Annotated in this window: 18 protein-coding genes; 14 read left to right on the top strand and 4 right to left on the bottom strand. The window is 60.7% G+C overall.

Annotated elements, in window-relative coordinates:
- Positions 1–3 precede the first annotated feature (3 nt).
- The 4 genes from ACWF8S_RS02115 (at position 4) to ACWF8S_RS02100 (ending at position 5,276) form a co-directional block, all read left to right on the top strand.
- Positions 4–1,416 carry a sigma-54 interaction domain-containing protein gene (locus ACWF8S_RS02115; RefSeq protein ID WP_447555168.1) on the top strand — a complete coding sequence of 471 codons (1,413 nt, stop codon included), beginning with the start codon at positions 4–6 and terminating at the stop codon, positions 1,414–1,416.
- Positions 1,417–1,522: 106 nt separating this feature from the next.
- Entirely contained in the window at positions 1,523–2,503 is a 981-nt protein-coding gene (locus tag ACWF8S_RS02110) for an ABC transporter substrate-binding protein (RefSeq protein ID WP_447555167.1), read from the top strand.
- Positions 2,503–4,206 (top strand): ABC transporter permease, encoded by a 1,704-nt coding sequence (locus ACWF8S_RS02105; protein WP_447555166.1) that lies wholly within the window; start codon positions 2,503–2,505, stop codon positions 4,204–4,206. Before ACWF8S_RS02110 ends, ACWF8S_RS02105 begins: the two co-directional genes overlap by 1 nt.
- Positions 4,194–5,276 (top strand): ABC transporter ATP-binding protein, encoded by a 1,083-nt coding sequence (locus ACWF8S_RS02100; RefSeq protein WP_447555165.1) that lies wholly within the window; start codon positions 4,194–4,196, stop codon positions 5,274–5,276. Before ACWF8S_RS02105 ends, ACWF8S_RS02100 begins: the two co-directional genes overlap by 13 nt.
- Here ACWF8S_RS02100 and ACWF8S_RS02095 read toward each other — a convergent pair.
- The 3 genes from ACWF8S_RS02095 to ACWF8S_RS02085 form a co-directional block, all read right to left on the bottom strand.
- On the bottom strand, positions 5,266–6,432 hold the full coding sequence (locus ACWF8S_RS02095) for an MFS transporter (RefSeq protein WP_447555164.1): 1,167 nt from the start codon (positions 6,430–6,432) through the stop codon (positions 5,266–5,268). The genes ACWF8S_RS02100 and ACWF8S_RS02095 overlap by 11 nt on opposite strands.
- 13 nt (positions 6,433–6,445) lie before the next feature.
- The gene (locus ACWF8S_RS02090) at positions 6,446–7,432 is read right to left on the bottom strand and encodes a GlxA family transcriptional regulator (RefSeq protein ID WP_447555163.1); all 987 of its coding nucleotides are present in this window, start codon (positions 7,430–7,432) and stop codon (positions 6,446–6,448) included.
- A 94-nt stretch (positions 7,433–7,526) separates the two neighbouring features.
- Positions 7,527–8,135 carry a cyclodeaminase/cyclohydrolase family protein gene (locus tag ACWF8S_RS02085; RefSeq protein WP_447555162.1) on the bottom strand — a complete coding sequence of 203 codons (609 nt, stop codon included), beginning with the start codon at positions 8,133–8,135 and terminating at the stop codon, positions 7,527–7,529.
- 232 nt (positions 8,136–8,367) lie between these two features.
- Between ACWF8S_RS02085 and ACWF8S_RS02080 the strand changes: the two genes are divergently transcribed.
- From ACWF8S_RS02080 to ACWF8S_RS02055, 6 genes are all read left to right on the top strand, one after another.
- Complete coding sequence (locus ACWF8S_RS02080) at positions 8,368–8,820, top strand: DUF2170 family protein (RefSeq protein WP_447555161.1); 453 nt, start codon at positions 8,368–8,370, stop codon at positions 8,818–8,820.
- A gap of 124 nt (positions 8,821–8,944) precedes the next feature.
- Entirely contained in the window at positions 8,945–9,634 is a 690-nt protein-coding gene (locus ACWF8S_RS02075) for a PspA/IM30 family protein (RefSeq protein ID WP_447555160.1), read from the top strand.
- 87 nt (positions 9,635–9,721) lie between these two features.
- Positions 9,722–10,447, top strand: a complete 726-nt coding sequence (locus ACWF8S_RS02070; RefSeq protein WP_447555159.1) for a DUF2491 family protein — start codon at positions 9,722–9,724, stop codon at positions 10,445–10,447.
- A gap of 60 nt (positions 10,448–10,507) precedes the next feature.
- Positions 10,508–10,918 (top strand): DUF350 domain-containing protein, encoded by a 411-nt coding sequence (locus ACWF8S_RS02065; RefSeq protein ID WP_447555158.1) that lies wholly within the window; start codon positions 10,508–10,510, stop codon positions 10,916–10,918.
- Positions 10,919–10,928: 10 nt separating this feature from the next.
- Entirely contained in the window at positions 10,929–11,540 is a 612-nt protein-coding gene (locus ACWF8S_RS02060) for a DUF1190 domain-containing protein (RefSeq protein ID WP_447555157.1), read from the top strand.
- A gap of 8 nt (positions 11,541–11,548) precedes the next feature.
- Positions 11,549–12,715, top strand: a complete 1,167-nt coding sequence (locus ACWF8S_RS02055; RefSeq protein WP_447555156.1) for a glutathionylspermidine synthase family protein — start codon at positions 11,549–11,551, stop codon at positions 12,713–12,715.
- Between the two features lie 21 nt (positions 12,716–12,736).
- On the opposite strand, the gene ACWF8S_RS02050 is transcribed toward ACWF8S_RS02055, so the two are convergent.
- Positions 12,737–13,672 (bottom strand): hypothetical protein, encoded by a 936-nt coding sequence (locus ACWF8S_RS02050; protein ID WP_447555155.1) that lies wholly within the window; start codon positions 13,670–13,672, stop codon positions 12,737–12,739.
- A gap of 369 nt (positions 13,673–14,041) precedes the next feature.
- Between ACWF8S_RS02050 and ACWF8S_RS02045 the strand changes: the two genes are divergently transcribed.
- From ACWF8S_RS02045 to ACWF8S_RS02030, 4 genes are read left to right on the top strand one after another with little or no spacing between them, the layout of a single operon-like run.
- Complete coding sequence (locus tag ACWF8S_RS02045; RefSeq protein WP_447555154.1) at positions 14,042–16,057, top strand: methyl-accepting chemotaxis protein; 2,016 nt, start codon at positions 14,042–14,044, stop codon at positions 16,055–16,057.
- A 19-nt stretch (positions 16,058–16,076) separates the two neighbouring features.
- Positions 16,077–17,108 (top strand): chemotaxis-specific protein-glutamate methyltransferase CheB, encoded by a 1,032-nt coding sequence (gene cheB / locus ACWF8S_RS02040; protein WP_447555153.1) that lies wholly within the window; start codon positions 16,077–16,079, stop codon positions 17,106–17,108.
- An 11-nt stretch (positions 17,109–17,119) separates the two neighbouring features.
- Positions 17,120–18,487, top strand: coding sequence for a CheR family methyltransferase (locus tag ACWF8S_RS02035; RefSeq protein WP_447555152.1), 1,368 nt, complete (start codon positions 17,120–17,122; stop codon positions 18,485–18,487).
- On the top strand, positions 18,487–20,604 hold the full coding sequence (locus ACWF8S_RS02030) for a hybrid sensor histidine kinase/response regulator (protein WP_447555151.1): 2,118 nt from the start codon (positions 18,487–18,489) through the stop codon (positions 20,602–20,604). Before ACWF8S_RS02035 ends, ACWF8S_RS02030 begins: the two co-directional genes overlap by 1 nt.
- Positions 20,605–20,639: the final 35 nt, after the last annotated feature.

Raw genomic sequence — 20,639 nt, 5'->3', positions numbered from 1 at the left:
CTCATGCACCACGAATTACTCTCCATTCTGAACGCCCTGGAAGACGGCATCTTCATTTCCGATCTTGATGGCCGCCCCCTGTGGGTGAACCGGGCCAGTCTTTCCCAGCTCGACTGCACGGAGGAACGCCTTTACGCCAGTACCGTCTATGAGCTCGAAGAGCAAGGCGTCTTCTCGCCCTCCGTGACACGGTTCGTGATCGAGGAGCGCCGCTCGGTCAGCGTGGTTCACCGCTATCGCGGCAAGGACTTTCTGGTCAATGGCCGGCTTTTCACACTAGGCGACACTTCCAGTTCACAAGCGCCCAACGCGGTGGTGGTTCAAACACGCAACCTGGATGAGGAGGTGCTCGCCTCTCGCTCACCGGACACTACCCAGGCCTTGCTGGATCATGTCATGCACCAGTTAAAACGCATTCGACATGAACAGGTAATGCACGAGGATAAAAAGGACCCGATCAGCAGCAGCCCTGTGTACAGGCGCTGCCTGGAGTTTGTCGAGCGGGCGGCAGGCAGCGAGGCGACGGTGCTGTTCACCGGCGAGACGGGCGTGGGAAAAAGCTTCCTGGTCAATCGGCTGCACCAGCACAGCGCGCGTCATGACAAGCCGCTGATTCATGTCAACTGCGCCGCCATTCCCGAAACGTTGCTAGAGGCGGAGCTTTTTGGCCACGTCCGCGGCGCCTTTACCGGCGCCAATCGAGACGGCCGTGTCGGCCATGTAGCGCTGGCCCAGGGCGGCACGCTGTTTCTGGACGAAATAGGCGAACTCCCCCTGGCGCTTCAACCCAAGCTCTTGCAGCTTCTTCAGGAAAAGACCTACCATCCATTGGGCGGCAAACCGACTCAGGCGGATGTTCGTATCGTGGCGGCCACAAACACGGATCTTGAGAAGCGCGTGGCGGCCAGCGAGTTTCGCGCGGACCTTTTCTACCGTCTTAACATCGTCCCCATTCACGTCCCCGCCCTGAGAGAGCGGCGTGAAGACATTCTGCCCCTTGCCCGACATCTGCTAGGCGCAATCAGCGCAAGGCACAAACGGACACTACGACTAGAGCACGACGCATTACGCGTCCTGGCCCGTCATGACTGGCCAGGCAACGTTCGAGAACTGGAAAACCTGCTCGAAAGAGCCAGCGTCTTTTGTAGTAATGAGTCGATCAGCGCGGCGGACATCGACCTCAACGTGATAGCTCGCCCGGCCCCATCCGTCGCCCTGGAGCATGACATCGACGGGACGCGTTACAAGACGCTACCTGAGCGTATGGAAGCCATCGAGCGCAACGTCATAACACAAGCTCTCGATAATCAGGGGAGCACCCGCAAGGCGGCTGAAAGCCTGGGGGTCACCCAGTCCTGGTTAATGCGTCGGCTCAAGCGCTATAGGATAGAGAAAGCCGTTACGGGCAAGCGATGACGCTATAAAGACGCCCCGCCTTCTTCTGACCACGTCGCTGTTTCTTGTCACGCAGCTGTAAGCAAAAACGCATAAAATCGCTGAAGTTCACTCATTGGAGATTCCCATGCTCAAGCGCTCTTTCTGTGTTGCCGCGGCTTTTTCCGGGGTTGCCCTGGGTCCGCTGGCAGTCGCCAACGACACGCTGACCCTCTACACCAGCCAGCCCAACAGCGACGCCCAGCAAACCGTCGATGCCTTCATGGAGGTCTACCCGGACATCGAGGTTCAATGGGTGCGCGACGGCACCACGCGTTTGATGACGAGGCTTCGTTCGGAGCTTGCCGCCGGGGTGAGCAACCCGGACGTGCTGTTGATTGCCGATAGCATGACCATGGAATCGCTCAAGCAGGAAGGCCATCTTCAGCCCTACGAAAGCCCCGAGCGCGAAGCTTTTGATGTCGAGCTTTTCGACCCGGAAGGCTACTACTACGCCACCAAGTTGATCACCACCGGTATCGTCTACAACACCGGCGCCGATGAGCAGCCGACCAGCTTTCAGGATCTACTCCAGCCCGAGTACGCGGGGCTGGTGACCATGCCAAGCCCGCTCTACTCCGGGGCGGCGCTGATTCATATGGCGGCGGTGACGGAACACCCCGACCTGGGCGAGGCGTATTATGAAGCGCTTCGCGATAACCGCGCCGAGGCGCAAGGCGGCAACGGCGGCGTGTTCAACGCGGTGGCCGCGGGCACCAAGGCCTACGGTATCGTGGTGGATTTTCTACCCATCCGCGAAGCTGCCAAGGGCTCGCCGGTCGAGTTCGTGTTCCCCGAGGAGGGCGTCAGCGCCGTAACCGAGCCCGTGGCGATCATGGCAGGTGCCGAGAACGTCGACGCCGCCCGGAAGTTCGTCGATTTCGTGCTTTCGCAAGAGGGCCAGGCGCTGGTCAGCCGTCAGGGTTATCTGCCCGCCCGTGAAGGTATCGACCCGCCTGAAGGCTTTCCAGCGCGCGATTCCATCGAGCTGATGCCGGTGGATATCAGTCAGACCCTCGAGCAGGAAGAGGCCCTGAAGCAGCGCTTTAGCGAGTTGTTCGGCGGCTGATGTTGGCTTTCGAATCCCGCGTCAGCAGCCAGCCACGCTGGCTGCTGACGTTTTTAATGGTGGCCGTGGTGCTGCTGAGCCTGGCGCCGAGTGTGCGGCTGCTCGTCGAGGCGCTGGGCGATATCACCCAGGGGGCCGAGGCGCCGCTTTGGCGCGTGTTGAGCAGTGCCAGTACCTGGCGCGCGCTTTGGCACAGCGTGTACACCTCCGGGCTTGGCATGCTCATTGCGCTCACGCTTGGCGGCTTGTTTGCGTTTGTGATCACGCTCACCGATATTCGCGGCAAGGCGGCGCTGGTGTTCTGCTTCATGCTGCCCATGATGATTCCGCCCCAGGTCACCGCGCTTGCCTGGTTGCAGCTGTTTGGCCCGGCCAGCCCTTTGCTTAAAAGCCTGGGCCTGGCGCCTTCGCTTGGCAGCCCCCAGCCGCTCTACTCCGCCGAGGGCATAGCGCTGTTGCTGGGCATTCAAAGCGCGCCACTGGTGTTTCTGGCGCTACGCACCTCGCTCTTGTCGCTGCCTCGCGAGCTGGTGGAAGCCGCGCGTATCAGCGGCGCGCGCCAGTCTCAGGTGTGGGGCCATATCGTGCTGCCGGTCACGCGCAGCGGGTGGGTAGCGGGGGCGGCCATGGCATTCATCGCAAGCCTTGGCAACTTCGGCATCCCCGCCATGCTGGGAATTCCCGCAGGCTACTACGTTCTTCCCACGCTGATTTACCAGCGCATGGCGAGTTTCGGCACCGGTGTGCTGTCCGAAATGGCGGGGCTGTCGCTTTTGATCGGCGTGCTGGCGCTGGCAAGCGTGGCGCTTCAGCAGCGCTTGCTGGGCCGCAGCCGCTTCGGGCTGACCGGCCACAGCGGCCGCGCCCACGACTTCTCGCTGGGGCGCTACCGCGCGGGTGTCACGGCGCTGCTCATCATCGTGTTGCTGGTGATTCTCGTCGCCCCGCTGGTCGCGCTCATCATCAGCTCGCTGGTACCTGCCATGGGTGTGGCGCTCAACGCCGACACAGCGACCCTCGGCGCCTACGTGGATATTCTGAGCCGCCAGGGCGCAACCTGGCGGGCGGCCCGCAATAGTCTTTGGCTGGCAAGCGGCGCGGCGCTTGTATTGATGGCCGTGAGCCTGCCGCTGGCCTACCGGTTACAGCGTCTGTCGCCAAGGCTTCAGAACCTGACGCTGAGCGCGGTGGAGTTACCCTACGCCCTGCCCGGCGTGGTACTCGCCGTGGCCTGTATCCTGCTGTTCGTGCGCCCGCTTCCGCTGGTGAACGTGGCGCTTTACGGCACCCTCGGGCTCATTTTCGTCGCTTATCTGGCGCGGTTTCTGGTGGTGTGCTTGAAGCCGGTAGCGGCAAGCCTGGCCCAGCTCGACCCGTCGCTCGAAGAGGCGGCGCAGCTGGCCGGCGCCGGGGTCTGGCAGCGCCTGGGCACGATCATCCTGCCGCTGATCGCGCCGGCGCTGTTTGCCGGCGGGCTTCTGGTATTCTTGCTGGCGGTCAACGAGCTGACGGTGTCGGCGCTTTTGTGGAGCGCGGGCAACGAGACCCTGGGCGTGTTGATTTTCAATCTGGATGAAGGCGGTGAAAGCGTGCTGGCCTCGGCGGTATCGGTACTGGTGGTCGTGATGGTCGCCACGCTGATGCTGTCGCTGTGCCTGCTCGCCCCGCGCCTGCCTAAAGGAGTCGTACCGTGGCAAAGCTGAGCATCGATGCGGTCAGCAAGCATTTCGACAATCACGCCGCCGTGGATGCGCTCTCGCTCACCGTCGAGCCCGGGGAATTCGTGGCACTACTGGGGCCAAGCGGCTGCGGCAAGACCACCATGCTGCGCATGCTGGCGGGCTTCGAGCAGGTCACCCAGGGCGAGATCCGCCTGAACGAGGCGCTTCTGGCAAGCCCCACCCACCACGTGCCGCCAGAGCAGCGCCACATGGCGATGGTGTTTCAGTCCTACGCGCTGTGGCCACACATGAGCGTGGCAGACAACGTCGGCTACCCCTTGAAGCTCAAGAAGGTGCGCGGTGATGAGTACCGTCAGCGCGTCGAGCAGGCGCTGGCGCTGGTATCGCTCGAAGCACTCGCCGGGCGCACGCCCCAGGATCTTTCCGGCGGCCAGCGCCAGCGTGTGGCGCTCGCCCGCTGCCTGGTTGCCGACCCGGCGGTGGTCCTGCTCGACGAGCCGTTGGCGAACCTGGATCGTCACCTGCGCGCCGCCATGGAACAAAGCTTTGCCGAATTTCATCGCCGCACCCGGGCCACCATGGTGTACGTGACGCACGATCAGAGCGAAGCGATGGCGCTGGCGGATCGCATTGCGGTGATGCGCGGCGGAAAGCTCGTTCAATGGGCGACCCCGGAAACGCTTTATCGCGAGCCGCGAAGCCAGTGGGTGGCAAGCTTCATCGGCCAGGGCAGCCAGTTGAGAGTGGCCACGGGCCGACCGGGCCAGCGCCTGTCAACAGCCGAGCTTGCCCGAGGCTTGAACGCGAGTGATGCCGAGCGCATTCAACCGGTGCTGGTGCGCCCGGAGCACGTTCACATACAGCCCCAGGCACCGACGCATCAAAATCTCACCGCTCGCGTTGAGCACCAGACCTTTCGCGGCGAGCGTTTCGAGCTGCATCTGCGCCTGGCCAGCGGCGAAACGCTTTTGGCCTATCACCCGCACGCCATTGAGCAGGGGCAGCGCGTCGCCCTTTCATTGCAAGAAGCATGGTGTCTCGCCGCCGACGAGTCCGCCCCGGACGCTACGGTGCCTGACCCTACCGCGTAATGGATGCACTCGCCCGGCGTTGCCACCAAAGCAGCGCCAGAGGGATCAGCGAAAGCGGCGCGAGCAGCGCGTTGAGTAGCCCCCAGCCCAGCACGCTTACCAGCGGCCCCGCCGCCAGTGCCGAAAGCGCCACGACCCCGAATACCAGAAACTCGTTGGCGGCCTGAACCCGCGCTTTCTCGGCCGGGCGGTAGGTCTGGGTGATGAGCCCGGTGGCGGGCAGGAAGGTAAAATTCCAGCCAAGGCCCAGCAGAACCAACGCCAAATTGAAGTGCCCGAACCCAAGCCCCTGCTGGGCGGCCAAGGCGCTTGCTGCCAGTAGCAGGCCTCCGGTCACGATCACGGCGCGGGGGCCGAAACGCGTGGTGAGGTGGCCGGTAAAGAACGACGGCGCAAACATCGCCACGACGTGCCATTGAATGGTAGCAGCGACATGGTCGAAGGAGTAACCGGCGCCGGCCATGGCGATAGGCGTGGCGGTCATGGAAATGTTCATCACGGCGTAGCCCACCATCGCCGAGCCCACGGCCAGAACGAACAGCGGCTGGCGCAAAAGCGCTCCCAATGGGCGCGGCGTCCCTTCGGCGTGGCTCTTCTCCACCGGCGGCAGGCGCGTGACGCAAAGTACCAGCAGGGCGATGACGTAAAGCGCTCCCAGTCCAACGAAGCTGCCCAGAAACGCGACCTCGCCAAGCTCCCGGCTGATTCTGGCAAGCCAGGGGCCGAAAAACGCCGCCAGCACGCCCCCGCCCATCACCAGGCCAATCGCCCGGTCGCGCCGGTGGGCCGGGGCGGCCTCGATCGCCGCGAAGCGATAAAGCTGGCCAAAGCCGATGCCGATCCCGATCAGCCAGGTGGCCAGCAGAAACAGCGTAAAACGCTGATGAATCAGCGCCTGGGTCGCCACCACCACTCCGGCAAGCCCGATCAGATTCCCCAGCACGAAGCCGCTCTTGCGGCCAAGCCGGCCCATGAGGAGCGAGGCGGGAATGGTCGCACACATCAGCCCCAGCCACTGGCTTGCCACCGGCGCGGTGGCCCAGGCGGCGCTCGGTGAAAGAGACGCGCCAATCAAGGGCGAGACGGCGATGAGCAGAATATTGCCGCTGACCAGCAGCGCCTGACAAAGCGAAAGTAACCACACCGATAGCGGCACGCGGCCTCCTTGTTTAATCGAAGACCGGATCGGCCGATGAGTGAAAGCGTTGGCGATACACCGACGGCGACACGCCGTAGTAGCGCTGAAACTGGCGGCGCAGCTGCTCGGCGCCGCCCAGGCGCCAGCGCGTCGCCAAGCGCTCCAGCGACAGGCGATGATCATTTTGTAAAAGCCCCAGCCGCGCCTGCTCCAAACGTAGCCGGGTAAGGTAGGTGTGCGGCGAGGTGTTCAGGTAGCGTTTGAACAGCCGCGTCAGATGGCGTGGCGACACCGCCATGCGCGCGGCCATGCTCTCCAGAGAGTGCGGCCCGCCGGGGTCGGCGTGAAGATCGTCGAGCAGACGTCGTAACGGCCCAATACTCTGCTGGCCACGCAGCATTTCGCTGAACTGCGACTGCCCGCCGGGACGATGCAGAAACATGACAAGCTCTCGCGCGACCTGACCGGCAAGCGCCGCGCCATGGTCGGCTTCCACCAACGCAAGCGCCAGATCGATGCCCGCGGTTACCCCGGCGCTGGTGTAGCGCCCGCCGCTTTCCAGATAGAGTGCGTCCGGCTCGACCTTCAAGCCGGGGTACTCCTGGGCCAACTTAGCGGCGTGGCGCCAGTGGGTCGTGACGTGCTCCCCCTCCAGCAGCCCCGCCGCGGCCAGCATGAACGCCCCGGTACAGATCGCCCCCAACCTCGTCACCTGGGGTGCCAGCGCGCGCAAAAGCGCCAGAAGCGCCTGATCGCGACGTTTTACCATCACCCCGCTGCCGCCCGCCACCACCAGGGTATCGATGGGTAACTGCTCGGGAAGATCGGCAAAGGCGATGTGGGCATGCACCGCCAGGCCGGCGTTGGTCATCACGGTCCCTGGCATATCCGCAGCCAGCGTCAAGCGGTAAAGAGGGCTGCCGCTGAGTTCATTGGCAGTGGCAAAGACCTGCCAGGGGCCGCTGATATCCAGCAATTGGCAATCAAGATAAGCCACCAGGGCAATATGGCGCGTCATTGACACTCTCCAGGCAATCGGCCCCTGAAGTGTCCGCTGCCCGCGCCGTGTCGGCAAGGACCGCTATCCCACCGATAAGGACATGAGGTGTGCGCTAGAAGCGGTCGAGCAGCGCCTGTGCTTCTTGCTCGAGCGTTTCTTTTTCCTCGAGGGCGCGATGCTTCTCCTCGTCGCTGCCCAGTGCCTCGCAATTGGCCTCGACGTTGAGCAGAACGCTCTGCAGCGCCGCCGTCAGCAGATGCGCGCCGGCGGTGGCATCACTTCTGAACTGTGGCTCAAGCTCCGGCGTTATCTCAAGACCCAGCGCCAGTGCCTGGCGGCAAAGGCGTGCGGTTTCCAGCGGCACGTCGACTGCCCGGCCTGCCGCCTGGTGCAGGGCCTCACGCCGGGCGTCTTTCTCGCGTTCGGTCGCTTGCGGCTTTTGCAGCGCCGCCATCATCGTCTCGAAGGCGGCGACGTCTTCATCGGCCAACGGGGCCAGCAAGCGTTTCAACGCCTCGGCCTGATCGATCAGCGCCGCGCGCTTCGAAGAAGGCGTGTGCTGTTGGCCCAGGTGCAATCCCTTGAGCATCAGCGCCAGGCCGAAATCGGCCACCACGCTTGCCGCCGCGCCACAGCCGGGCATGGGTTCGTGGGCCAGGGCATCACGAAACGTTGCCAGCGGCGTTTGCCAAAGCGCGTTGTCTTTTACTTCATCGACCATGGAGATTCCTCAAAACGGGCTTGAATGGCGAACTCACATCCGGGTATCGGGTCTTATGCATGACACAGTGATAGCACACCACCAGCGCGACTCGATACGTAGCTCGCTGACGGTTTCCATGGCTGAGCCCTTTATCGGATACTATTCTCTTTCTGGCTTTTAACCTTTTATCTGACGTTTAACCCTTTATTCAGGTTCTTCATAGCGTTTTTTCATACAAGGAGCTTTGCTCTTGACGACTCCAGGCGATACACCCGCCCGCTCAGCGGCCGAGCTTTATGCAAGCATCACCGACGATACCGCCCGTTCAGACAGCGAACTCTCGTGGCCGCGGGCCGACCTTCAGCTCGATGAGGCAAACCAGACGCTGATCTGGGCGCTTCATGATTATGGCAACCTGACCCTGACGCTTTCCAGAAGCGACAATGAATGGGTGGCGATGACGCCCATCGCCCTGGTCGACAGCGTGGCGAACCAGACCGCGCTTAATGAAGAGCTTCTGCGCCAGGGGCTCGCCCTGCCCCTGGCCTCCATCGGCATCGTGATGATCGACGGGCGCGACTATTACGTCGCCTACGGCCAGCTTTTCGGCGACTCGAAGCTTGCGTCCATCTGCGCAGAGCTTCACGCCACCGCCAGCGCCGCCATGGAAGTGGCCGAGCTGATTCACGAACATTTTTCCTGAGACGCCCTGTTGTTCATAAGTGCTTTTGTTCGTAAGTACTGCTGTTCATAAGTACTGATGTTCATAAGTGCTGTTGCCAACAAGTGCTATTTTCAATAGGCGTACACCCGGCGAGGAGCCCCATATGTTGAGCAAGATCATGACCGCGTTTCGCGGTAAAGCCCACGAGACCGGCCAAGCCGTAGTGGACTCCCAGGCGCTGCGTATTCTGGATCAGGAGATCCGCGATTCCGAGCAGCATCTCAAGTCGTCCAAGACCGAGCTGACCCGGCTGATGGGTCAGCGTCAGATCAATAGCGACAAGGCGACCACTCTTGAGCAGAAGATCGGCGAGCTGGAACAGAGCGCCGCTGCGGCCCTGGACAAGGGCGAAGAGCAACTGGCCACCGAGGTCGCCGAGCGTATCGTTGCGCTTCAGGACGACCTTGAGGCTGAAAAGCGCATCGTGGGCGAGTATGACGCGAGCATCGAGAACCTGCGCGGCGCCATTCGCAACACGGACAACCAGCTTCGCCAGTTGAAACAGCAGGTCAGCGTGGTGAAGGCGACCGAATCCGCGCAGCGCGCCCAGTCCGCCGTGGCCGCACGTCATTCGGGCCAGGAGAGCGCGATGGGCAGTGCCATGGAGTCGCTGGAGCGCATCCGCGAGCGCCAGGCGCTCAACTCCGCCCAGATGAAAGCGGCCGAGCAGGTCGCCGGCGAGGAAAGCGGATCGTCGCTGGACGCCCGCTTGAAAGCCGCGGGCATTGGCGCCAACGAGCGCAAGGCCGACGACGTTCTGGCCCGTATCAAGGCCCGGAAGAACACGCCGTAACGCGTTTGCGCCACGAACCCAGCGCAACGCCGTTGCGCTTTCGGGGCTGGCAGCACGACCCGCCGGCCCCGACCAGGAGAGCCTTCAATGCTTAAAACCCTAAAAGCGCTTTTGGGCGGATCACACGACAACAACGCACCTGACGCTGCCCCTTCGCAGGCGGGCTTCAATGTGGGCCTGCCGCTGGGCATGTCATCGGATGATTTTGCAGGTCTGCGTCTGGAGGGCCGGGTTCGTCTGAACTTGAACGAACTTGGCGCCTTCCCGGATACGCTGTTTACCTGGGAAAGCGATAACGACTACCTCATCGCGGCCGTGGGCCACGTTGAACTGGGCCAGGGCGCTCATCTGGTGCGTTTTTACCTGGATAACGATACCTGGCTGCAAGCCAACGTGGAGAACCAGCGCGTTATCGAATACAAGCTCTTCGATTTCTATCGGGTAAGCCATTTATCCGACGTGGAGTTCGACGCACTCTTGAACCCTGACGATAAAGAAGCCAGCCAGCTGGGTGCCCGACGCCTCACGCTCGAGTCGACCGGGGGCCAGGGGGAGCGGCAGTATGAGCGCCTGTGGGGCGATGATACGAGCGCCTGGTCGCCGCCGGTCCAGTTCGAAGAGCAGGTGCTGACCCATGAGAGCGTGATGACCCGCCAGGTCGTCCATCATGCCATGCTCTACGAGCGTCCCATCGCAGACTCCGAGCGCATGGAGTACGTGCTGATGAGCGCTGAAAACGACGAGGAAGGCAGCTTCATGCTGGTGGAGAACCTGGGCGTTGACGTGGCATCCATCGATATTGATGCTATTTGACCGCCGAGCCTTTACTCTAGTGGCTGGCCTGGCCCCTCTATCGACAAGGAAGATTCGACCATGAACTATCTGCAAGGCTTACCCCACTTCTTGGGCTATCTGATCGGCGCGTTGATCCTGCTGGTCGCCTTCATGTACTGCTACAGCCGGATCACCCCGCACAAGGAGTGGTCGCTGATTCGCCAGGGAAATGCGGCAGCCTCCACGGCCTACGCCGGCTCCATTCTGGGTTTCACCCTGCCGCTTTACAGCGCCATGGCCAACTCGATCAGCTTTATCGATTTCATTCTCTGGGGCGTGATCGCCTTCGGCGTGCAGCTGGCAACGTTCTTCGGGCTGAAACTCGTGCTCCAGAACCAGGGGGAAAGCCTTTCCACCCATATCAGCGAAGGCCACATGGCTTACGGTATTCTTGTCGGCAGTATCTGCATTGCGGTTGGCCTGCTCAACGCCGCCTCGATGATATGGTAAGGAGCTCACCATGACCCAACATGATCAAACATCTCACCTTCCCCACCGTAAACGCAGCATGCGCCTGTCGCTTGCGTTGATGGGCGCTGGCGCTTTCACCCTTACCGGCTGTGGCCAGCCTGAAGAGGTGACCGACGTCAGCTTCGACAGCCCGCGAAGCTTTCAAAGCGTGGAAGAGTGCGTCGCAGCGAACGTATACACCCAAAGTGCCTGCGAAGAGTCTTACGAGGCCTCCTTGCAGGAAGTGCCGCGTTTTGAATCGATTGAGGCCTGCGAAGCCGAACATGGCGAAGGCGCTTGCGTGGCACCGACCGAGGAGCAGGCGCAGGCCGCCACCGGCGGTGGCGGCGGCAGCTGGTTCATGCCCGCCTTGATGGGTTACATGGTGGGCAACATGATGTCGCGCACCAGCCGAGGCGCCACCCGCCAGGGGCTTTACCAGGAACCCGTCTACCGCAACCGGCAGAACCAGGGCAACTGGAACGCGGCGACCAACCAGGCCAGCCAGCGTGTCAATCAGCGCCAGCAAACCATGCGTACCTCGGCCACGCAGAATCGCCAGGCCACCCAGCGCAGCGGTTTCGGTTCACGCTCTTCCGCCCGCGGCGGCTGGGGCTCTTAAGGGCGTCTATGTTACGAGTCGATATTGCCGAGCGACCGCACTGGAAAACCCTGGCATCTGATCTGGGGTTTCATTTCCATACCATCGACGGCGAGCCGTACTGGAAGGAGAGCGCCTACTACCAGTTCACCCTGGAGCAGGTGGAGCGCGATATTGAAGCGCCTTCCGAGGAGCTTCACGAAATGTGCATGGCGCTGGTGGACAAGGTCTGCCATTCCAATGCGCTGATGCAGCGCCTGGCGATTCCGGAATTCATGTGGGACGCCATCTTTGATTCCTGGCGTAATGGGCAGCCGCATCTTTACGGACGCATGGATTTTGCTTACTCCGGCGCGGGGCCTGCCAAGCTTCTGGAGCTCAACTACGATACCCCCACCTCGCTTTACGAGGCGGGGCTTTTCCAGTGGGTCTGGCTTGAACAGGCCATCCAGCAGGGGCTGATTCCCCGGCACGCCGATCAGTTCAACTCGATTCAGGAGCGCTTGATGGGGGCTCTTGCCCATATCGGTCAGCGCCTGAACGACCCCAGGCTCTACTTCTCCTGCATCAAGGACAACGTAGAAGAGCGCGCCACTGTCCACTACCTGCAGGATATAGCCGTGCAGGCGGGGCTCGAGGCGCCGTTTATCCATACCGAGGATATCGGCTTTCAGCCTGACTGCGACTATTTCCTGGATCTGGACGACCAGCCGATCGATGCGATCTTCAAGCTCTATCCCTGGGAGGAGCTGGCCTTTGAAGACTTTGGCAAGAAGATTCCCGAACTCCACACCCACTGGTTCGAGCCGCCCTGGAAGGCAATACTTTCCAACAAGGGTATCTTGCCGCTTTTATGGGAAGAGTATAAGAACCACCCCAACCTGCTGCCTGCCCACTTTGAAAAGCCGGGTGACGCCCCGTTGGCCCCAGGCTGGGTACGCAAGCCGTTTTTCTCCCGGGAAGGCAGCAACGTGGCACTGATGACAGCAGAAGGCGAATATGAAGTAGTGGATGGGCCTTACGTCGATAGCCCATGGATCCGTCAGGCGTATCATCCCATGCCGCGCTTTGGCCAGCACCATGCACTGGTGGGCAGCTGGATCGTGGGTGATCGCGCCTGCGGCATGGGTATTCGCGAAGACGTGGGGCGTATTACCAAGGATTCCTCATGCTTTGTGCCCCACGCCATCGTTTAAACGCTTCAACCGACATCCTCGTCAAGCAGCGCTGGCACCCTGAATGGGCTGCTGGGCCCTCTCGCGCGCCAGCCCCAGAGAGCGCCCAGCCCAGGCAGGTGCGACGCTTTCAATCTCGGTTTGCACGAAGCTGCGGGCACCGGCCCAGCAAAGGGGTTCCGAGAGCTTGACTTCCTGCATGGCGTTGCCCCGGGAAAGCCTGAGCAGGTAGTTATCGCTTTCTGTCGGATGCCAATGTGACAGAAGCTCGAAAGGCGTTTTCTGTGAATGCCGGGCAGCCACGACCCCTAGTGCGGGCTCGCTGTAGAGCTCGACGATACGGGCAATCCCCTTGTCCTTGAGCGCCTGGTAGGTCTTGGGCTCAAGTGGTGTGGTGGCCACGGCGGTGATGTTTCCCGGCAAGGCAGGCAGACGCTGAGCAAGCTGGCGCCAACGCTCGCTGTCGGTGGCGATGATATCGCCTGCATTAAGCTCCCAAAGCGTGTTGGCACTATCAAACAACGAGCGCGCCTGCCAACCCGCCTGCTGAGGAAGCAAGGCGCCCAGCATGAACCCTGAAACCGTTTGCAGGGAGAGCCAGCTGATCAACGTGCGCTCGTGGGATTCGGTGGTTGCCAGCAGCGGCGTCAATGCCTGCGCTTCTTGAATGAGCGCCTGGCTGGCATGCCGGTAGCTACGCTGCAGGCGATTGCAGAATGCACCGGCGCTGGTGTCGTGCAGGTTCAAATAGTCGATAGCGACCTGGCCGGATAACGCCTCCGCCCATTCACCTAATGTGATGGAAGTATCCGGCAGTGGCAGATGCCGCGTACCGAAAAGATGCTCAAGCGAGTGTATCAACCCAGCGCGCTCAGGTGTGCCCGCACTCGGCAGCATGTCCGTATGCTTTGCCTTGTTGTGCTGAGCCGCCACTGCCCGAAGAACGCTCAAGGTGGTCTTGTGGGTAAGTGACAACATGGTTGCTTCCTCTGCAATTTTGTCTACCTGCTTGGCTGAAGAATACCCCCATGTATCAGTCTTGTCAAAAGAATAAACCTTGCTCAAAAGCACTTTTATTCATTTTAAAGTCACATAAAAACAATTACTTGTTAAACAAAAAAGCTGAATTCAATGGCGCCATTCGCTCAGCTCCACTATTGTTTCGTACAAGTTTTAACCTATGTTTTTCGACCCACCATTAACTGCTTGAAAATACCTCATGCTCAATTTCGTCGAATGTAAAAATTCATTCGAAAAACTTAGGTATATAACATTCTGGACGATTGAAGGTATGATAAAACTAATCGTATTTAACACTATTGCCGGTTATCGGGAGCACTAGCGACAATGACGCCGCGATGGAAGTCTCTGCCTCTCAGGCTCAGACTGTTCCTCTCTTTTGGAACGGTCCTGGCGCTTACCATGCTGCTGGCGCTTTACCTGCAGGCACGTGCGCATAGCCAGTCCCGCCTTGAAAACCTGATCAACGAAGTATTGCCGCAGCAGGTGGAAGGCCTGGCCACCCGACTCCTGCTGCGACTGAATCCGGCATTGACCGTTTCGGAAAGTCTGGCGAACAGCTACATACTGGAAGAGTGGGTTCTCGACGGACTACCTGACAGCGAGCAGCCCGCCATCGCAGGCTATCTATCCCGGCTAGGCACACAGCTGAATACAGAACTCATTTTCCTGGCCGTTCAGTCACCGGTAGGCGCCTACTATTTCCAGTACCGGCAGGGCGAGCTTCTACAGCGGCCCTTGCAGGGCCCTTCCAGCGAAGACCGCTGGTATTTCGAGTTCACCGGCAGCGATGCACCGTACAACTTCAATCTGGACAGCGACACGTTCACCCCGGACGACGCCTTCGTCTTCTTGAATTATCGAAGCCGCGAGCTTGCCCCTGACGGTCGCCCGCTGGTAGTGGCGGGCACCGGATTGGACCTGGATCAGATGTCCCGGCTCATCGGGGATTTTTCACTTGGACAGACGGGCCGAGCGGGGGTGCTGGACGCTCAGGGCGAGCTGATGATGCAAAGTGACACCACGCCGACCCAGGCACTGAACACGGGAGTGCCTGAAAGCGTTTTTGAACGCAGCGACGCCCAGGTCATCGAAGTCACTCACGACAACGCCACCTACCTGGTGGCCACTCGCTGGGTGCCCGAACTTCAACGTTACCTGATGATCGAGGTGGCCAAGGCCGAATACCTCGATGCCGCCCAGCAACGATTTCTCGCCTCCACCGGCTGGGGGGGTCTTATCCTGTTCGGCGGCCTGATACTCCTCTACCCGCTCACCGCCAGCCTGGTAAGCTCGTTAACGCGCTTTCAGCGCCAGTTGAAGGAGATCACGGTAAGTCTTGACCTGACACGTCGTGTACACACCGATGACCGCGCCGAGCTTGGCGATCTTGCCGATCAGACCAATGAGCTTCTGGCACGCCTGACCCGCGCGATGTCGGCGGTGTCCAGTAACGCCTTGGCGCTCAACAGCGTCGCCGACCGGCTTTCCCGGACCGCCGGGCTTTCCGGCGTGCAACGCAGCGACCTGGCCATTGAAGCCGGCCAGACCATGGCCGCCGCCGTCGAGGAAATGGCCTCATCGGTGGCTGAAATCACCTCCACCATGGAAGAGTTTTCCACCTCCTCCACCCAGATCGCCGATCACTCCCAGTCGGTGGTGAACGTGGCCAATCAGACCCTCGAGCGCAGCCGAAAAGGCTCCAGTGCCATGGAACTCTTGCAGTCCAAGATGCAGGACATCCGCAGCGACAGCGAGCAGAGCCTGACGGAAATCGTCGCGCTCGGTGCCAAGTCCAAGCAGATCAGCAAGGTCATGGAACTGATCAACACTCTGGCCGCTCAGACCAAGCTCATCGCCTTCAACGCCGCGCTTGAGGCCTCAAGCGCCGGGGATTCCGGGCGGCGCTTTTCGGTGGTGGCCAACGAGATCCGCCGGCTGGCGGATAGTGTCACCGACTCCACCCAGGAGATCGAAGGGCATACCGACGATATTCAGCATTCGATCAGCCGCTTGGTGGTAGCCTCGGAAAAGGGCGCTACATCGATCGAGCAGGGCGTCGAAGTGAGCCTGACCACCGCCCAGGATCTGGAGGCGGTCCTCAAGGCCGCCAGCCAGACCAGCAGCGCCGCCCAGCAGATATCGCTGTCCACCCAGCAGCAGAAGACCGCCAGCACTCAGGTGGTCGCCGCGCTTCGCGATATCGATACGGCCAGCGCCCGTAATGCTCAATCGGTGCGCAGCATTACCGAGATCAGCCAGGAAATGATCAGGATGTCCGCCGAGCTTAACGAACTGGTTCACGAATTCACGCTTGAGTCGCCGCGTACGCCTTCCCAGTAGCACTACCAGGAATCCTTCGATGAGTGCCATTCGGGTAGTAATCGCTGATGACAGCGTCGTCGCGCGTGACATATTGCGCCAACTTCTCACGCGCGATGGCGATATCGAAGTGGTAGGCGAGGCCTGCAATGGGCGCGAGGCGGTGGCACTGGCCCGGCACCTGTCTCCTCAACTGATGACGATGGATCTCACCATGCCGGTGATGGGGGGGCTTGCAGCCATCGAGGAGATCATGCATACCAAGGCGCTCCCGATTCTGGTCATCAGTGATCTTGATCAAGCGCTTACCGCCTGCCAGGCTCTGGCACTGGGAGCGCTTGAGGTCATCGCCAAACCCACGCTTGACCAGACCGACGCCGCCTTGCTCGTCGAGCGGGCAAGGCTTCTATCCGGCGTGGCCGTCATTACCCGAATGCGTCGCTGCCGAACGGCTTTCCCCTACCCGCTGCCTACCTCGCCCTACGCGTCTCGCGCGTTTGAGCGCATCGTGGCCATCGCCTGCTCGACGGGCGGACCTCAGGCCCTGGCCCGCCTGCTCAGCCGTCTACCGCCCAACTTTGGCCCGCCGGTGGTGATTGCCCAGCATATTAGCCATGGCTTCATCGAAGGGATGGCGCAGTGGCTCTCGACGATCTGCTGTTTGCCGGTGAGCGTGGCTCGGGCAGGAGCGCCCCTGACACCCGGCTGCATCTATCTCACTCCGTCGGAAAGCGATCTCGAGATCACCCATGACCACCGCTTCAGGCTGATTCAAAGCCCACCCGGCGCTCTTTATCACCCCAGCTGCGACATACTCTTGACCAGTGTGGCCCATGTCTATGGCCCCGACGCCATCGGTGTTATTTTAACGGGAATGGGCCGCGATGGTGTTCAAGGCATGCGCGCCATCTATCAGGCAGGCGGGGCAACACTTGCCCAGGACGAGGCGAGTTCAGTGATCTACGGCATGAATCAAGAGGCCGTGAACGCAGGCGTCATCCAGCGGGTGGCTTCTCTTGATGAACTCACCGAGCAGCTGATCGAGACCATGCACGGCAGGCCATTCTTCTGATCATTACCCCTATGAACCCTTACACGCCGTTCAAGAAACTGGTTTACAAGCATTACGGCCTGCAACTGGACGGCCTGGCCGAACAGCGCCTGATAAAAGCCATCACGGCCCTTCATGTGGCTACGGGCGAGACAGAGACCGCCTCGCTGCTCCAGCGACTTCAAGGGGACAGGGCCTTGTTTGATGACCTGATCAGTCAACTGACCATCAACGAGACCTACTTCTACCGTGAACCCGAAGCGCTTCGCTGGCTGGCCGAGCACCATCTCCCCGCCCGGCTGGCCGAAAAGACACCGCCGCTGCGCATCCTGAGCGCAGGCTGCTCCTCCGGCGAAGAACCTTACAGCCTGGCCATGGCGCTGATGGAGCGCTTTGGTCGATGCGCCACCACGCTTTTCAGCATTACCGGTGGCGATGTGGACCAAAGGGTGCTGGCCAAGGCACAGCGGGGTCTTTATAGCGGCATGGCCTTTCGCGCCCTGCCAGAGGCGTTGAAAAAACGCTACTTCAAGGCCCGCGAGCGCCACTACCTCATCGACGCTTCGCTTCGCGACTGGGTCGATTTCCAGACCTTCAACGTGTTCGCCCCCGTTCGCTCCCCAGCCGATACCGCTCTTTTTGACGTCATCCTGTTTCGCAACGTCTCCATCTATTTCGATGAAGGCCAGCGTCTGGTCATTCAAAAGCATCTTCGCGACCGCTTGGCGCCCAAGGGCATTGTGCTGTGTGGCGTTTCTGAAACGCTGGGCAACGACCTGGGCGTTTTCGAACTTGCTCAAAGCCAGGGTATCTTCCACTTTCGCCAATCCGCAGCCACGGCCCACGACCCTGGCGATGCGGTGCCAAGCGCGGCCTTCGTCGAGTCCGCCCCGGAAACGCCCTCCCCCGCAGCACCGGGCCTTGCCTCTCCCGAGGGTCCTGAGGCGCCATTGCCTTCGTCATTGGTGTCGTTTGAACAGCGCGTTCAAACGGCTCTCGAGTGCCTTGATCATAACCGCTTCGACGACGCCGAGGTGCTTTTGACAGCGCTTTTAGATGAAAAGCCCTGGAGCGTGGATGTACTGCTGCTGGCGGGGCTGGTAGCCCGCTGGCAAAAGAAGGCACAACGGGCGTATGAATACTTCAAACGCGCAATTTACGCAGTGCCGGAATGCTGGCCGGCGCACTTTTATCAGGCAGAGCTTTTTCGCCTGGATGAGTTGCCCAAGACCGCCTGTCAACCCAGACGGGGTTACGAGGCGACACTGCGTCTGCTTGAGGCAAGCCCTGTCTCGAAGGGGGGATTAACGGTCATCGCCTCGCCCATCCCACCGGGTGACGCACGGTTTTTAGCCAAGCGTTATCTGAATGCAGACTTTTTTGTGCACGAGGTGGATTGATGGCCTTTGATATTTCACGCTTTATCGAACGGTTTGTCGAAGAGGCAAGAGAGCATCTACCGCGCTTGAGAGAAGGTCTTCTGGCGCTCGAGCGCGGCGATCACTCGTCAGAGCAGATCAATGCCCTGTTTCGAGCGGTGCATACGCTCAAGGGCTCCTCGCGCATGCTGCGCTTGAACGCCATAGCCGCACTTGCCCATAGTACCGAAGAGCTTCTGAGTGCGCTGCGCGATGGGGTGCGAACGATAACTCCGGACGTCATCGAGCTATTGACCCAGGCAATCGACGTCATGGAGAACCAGATCGACTGCCTGGCACAAGGCCATCCAGCGGACGAGCTTCTTGATGCCGACCCCGCCCTTTGCCACGCCATGCTGGAAAGCGCTAGAGCCGCTTTCGAGGATACAGAGCCCACCCTCGCCAGGAAAGTCCTCGTCCCACACCACGCAGTAACCACCGCATCAACGGGTGAGGCCTTGGCCCATCAGCTTCGCCTGAGCGATACCGTTCGGGTTCGCCTGGAGCGCCTGGACGACGTGATCCGTTTGATGGGCGAGGTGCTCTCGGCCCATCACCACCTGCATGATCTGGTGGAGCAGGCACGCACGTTGAGCGCGTCGCTGGCCAAGGAGCAGCAGCGCCCTTTTCAGTCATTCAACCGTGATCTTAAAGACAGCGTGCTCAGTCAGGATGCACTGATGAGCGACCTGCACGACCGGGCACTACAGATGCGAATGCTGCCGCTTGGCGTCGTCTTTGATCCGCTTTCCCAGATGACTCGGGACCTGGCCCATACGCTCGGGAAAAAGGCCGTGTGCCGCGCCCAGGGCAGCGAGATCGAGCTTGATCGGCAAATGATCGACCGCCTCTCCGAGCCCTTGGTCCATCTTGTGAGAAACGCGCTGGATCACGGCCTTGAAACGCCCGAAGGCCGTCGCCGCCTGGGTAAACCCCCGAAAGGGCTCATCACGCTCAAAGCATGGCAGGACGGGAGCTGGGTGGTTATCGAGCTTCGCGACGACGGCGCGGGTATCGATATCGAAGCCGTTCGACAAAAAGCACTGTCCCGTCAATTGATCAACGAAGAGCAGTTGCTCACCTTGAGCGAACAAGAAACGCTTGAGCTGATCTTCTTAGCGGGTTTTTCCACCCAGTCGATGATTACCGACATGTCCGGCCGGGGGGTGGGCATGGACGCGGTCAAACGCACGGTCGTCGATGAGCTCAGTGGCGATGTGCGTGTCGCAAGCGAGTCGGGCAGAGGGAGTGCGTTCACGCTGCGCCTGCCGCTATCGCTTGCCCGGATGCGCGTACTGCTGGTCAGCGCCGGCGGGCACACCCTTGGATTCACCGCGCCTTACGTCACGGAGCTTATGGAAACCTCGTCTTGCCACCTTATCGAAGCGGCGGGGCAGCTCACGCTCAATCTGCGTGACGAGTTCATTGCCGTGGCATCGCTTGCCAGGCTGATAGGTCTTGACGAAGCCCCCACCCAACTCGCCGACCGGGTCCTTCTGGTCATTGTGCACCAAGGGCCTCAGAAGCTTGCGCTCATTGTGGATGAGCTGGTCGACGAGCGAGACATGGTGATCAAGCCTCTGCCCGCTCACCTTCGCCACTTGCCGCTGGTGTCGGCCATGGTGAGTGTGGGGCAGAACGCCCTTGTCAGCCTGCTTCATGTTCCTTCATTATTAATGGAAGTTAAAAAAATCTCCCATTACTCTCAATCTCAGGAACTTACCACCCCTGCTTTACATCGAATCCTGGTCGTGGATGATTCCCTCTATACTCGGGAGATCGAAAAGGATGTGCTCGAGGCGTGGGGTTATCAGGTTGTACTTGCTGAAAACGGCCGGGACGGCCTGAACAAGGCGCTGGCTGCCCCTTTCGATGCGGTATTGACGGATGTGGAGATGCCGGCGATGGACGGTTTTACACTCACGGCACGATTACGTGACAATGACGGCTATCGACATACCCCGATCATCATCATTACGTCCCGCGAAAAGGAAGCCGACCGACAGCGCGGTATCGAAGTAGGCGCCGATGCCTACATCGTCAAAGACAGTTTTGATCAAAATAGCCTGGTGGATACGCTGAAAGCCTTGCTGGGTTAGTGTCTGATTGAATGATTAGTGTCCGTTGAATGATT

Source organism: Vreelandella xerophytica, from assembly GCF_968048975.1.
The sequence above is the reverse complement of the archived record's forward strand: the minus strand, read 5'-3'. Positions and strand labels throughout refer to the sequence as shown.

Coding starts and splice junctions, on each gene's coding strand:
- ACWF8S_RS02115 (WP_447555168.1), top strand. CDS start 4: ATGCACCACGAATTACTCTCCATTCTGAACGCCCTGGAAGACGGCATC.
- ACWF8S_RS02110 (WP_447555167.1), top strand. CDS start 1,523: ATGCTCAAGCGCTCTTTCTGTGTTGCCGCGGCTTTTTCCGGGGTTGCC.
- ACWF8S_RS02105 (WP_447555166.1), top strand. CDS start 2,503: ATGTTGGCTTTCGAATCCCGCGTCAGCAGCCAGCCACGCTGGCTGCTG.
- ACWF8S_RS02090 (WP_447555163.1), bottom strand. CDS start 7,432: ATGACGCGCCATATTGCCCTGGTGGCTTATCTTGATTGCCAATTGCTG.
- ACWF8S_RS02085 (WP_447555162.1), bottom strand. CDS start 8,135: ATGGTCGATGAAGTAAAAGACAACGCGCTTTGGCAAACGCCGCTGGCA.
- ACWF8S_RS02075 (WP_447555160.1), top strand. CDS start 8,945: ATGTTGAGCAAGATCATGACCGCGTTTCGCGGTAAAGCCCACGAGACC.
- ACWF8S_RS02070 (WP_447555159.1), top strand. CDS start 9,722: ATGCTTAAAACCCTAAAAGCGCTTTTGGGCGGATCACACGACAACAAC.
- ACWF8S_RS02065 (WP_447555158.1), top strand. CDS start 10,508: ATGAACTATCTGCAAGGCTTACCCCACTTCTTGGGCTATCTGATCGGC.
- ACWF8S_RS02060 (WP_447555157.1), top strand. CDS start 10,929: ATGACCCAACATGATCAAACATCTCACCTTCCCCACCGTAAACGCAGC.
- ACWF8S_RS02055 (WP_447555156.1), top strand. CDS start 11,549: ATGTTACGAGTCGATATTGCCGAGCGACCGCACTGGAAAACCCTGGCA.
- ACWF8S_RS02050 (WP_447555155.1), bottom strand. CDS start 13,672: ATGTTGTCACTTACCCACAAGACCACCTTGAGCGTTCTTCGGGCAGTG.
- ACWF8S_RS02045 (WP_447555154.1), top strand. CDS start 14,042: ATGACGCCGCGATGGAAGTCTCTGCCTCTCAGGCTCAGACTGTTCCTC.
- cheB (WP_447555153.1), top strand. CDS start 16,077: ATGAGTGCCATTCGGGTAGTAATCGCTGATGACAGCGTCGTCGCGCGT.
- ACWF8S_RS02035 (WP_447555152.1), top strand. CDS start 17,120: ATGAACCCTTACACGCCGTTCAAGAAACTGGTTTACAAGCATTACGGC.
- ACWF8S_RS02030 (WP_447555151.1), top strand. CDS start 18,487: ATGGCCTTTGATATTTCACGCTTTATCGAACGGTTTGTCGAAGAGGCA.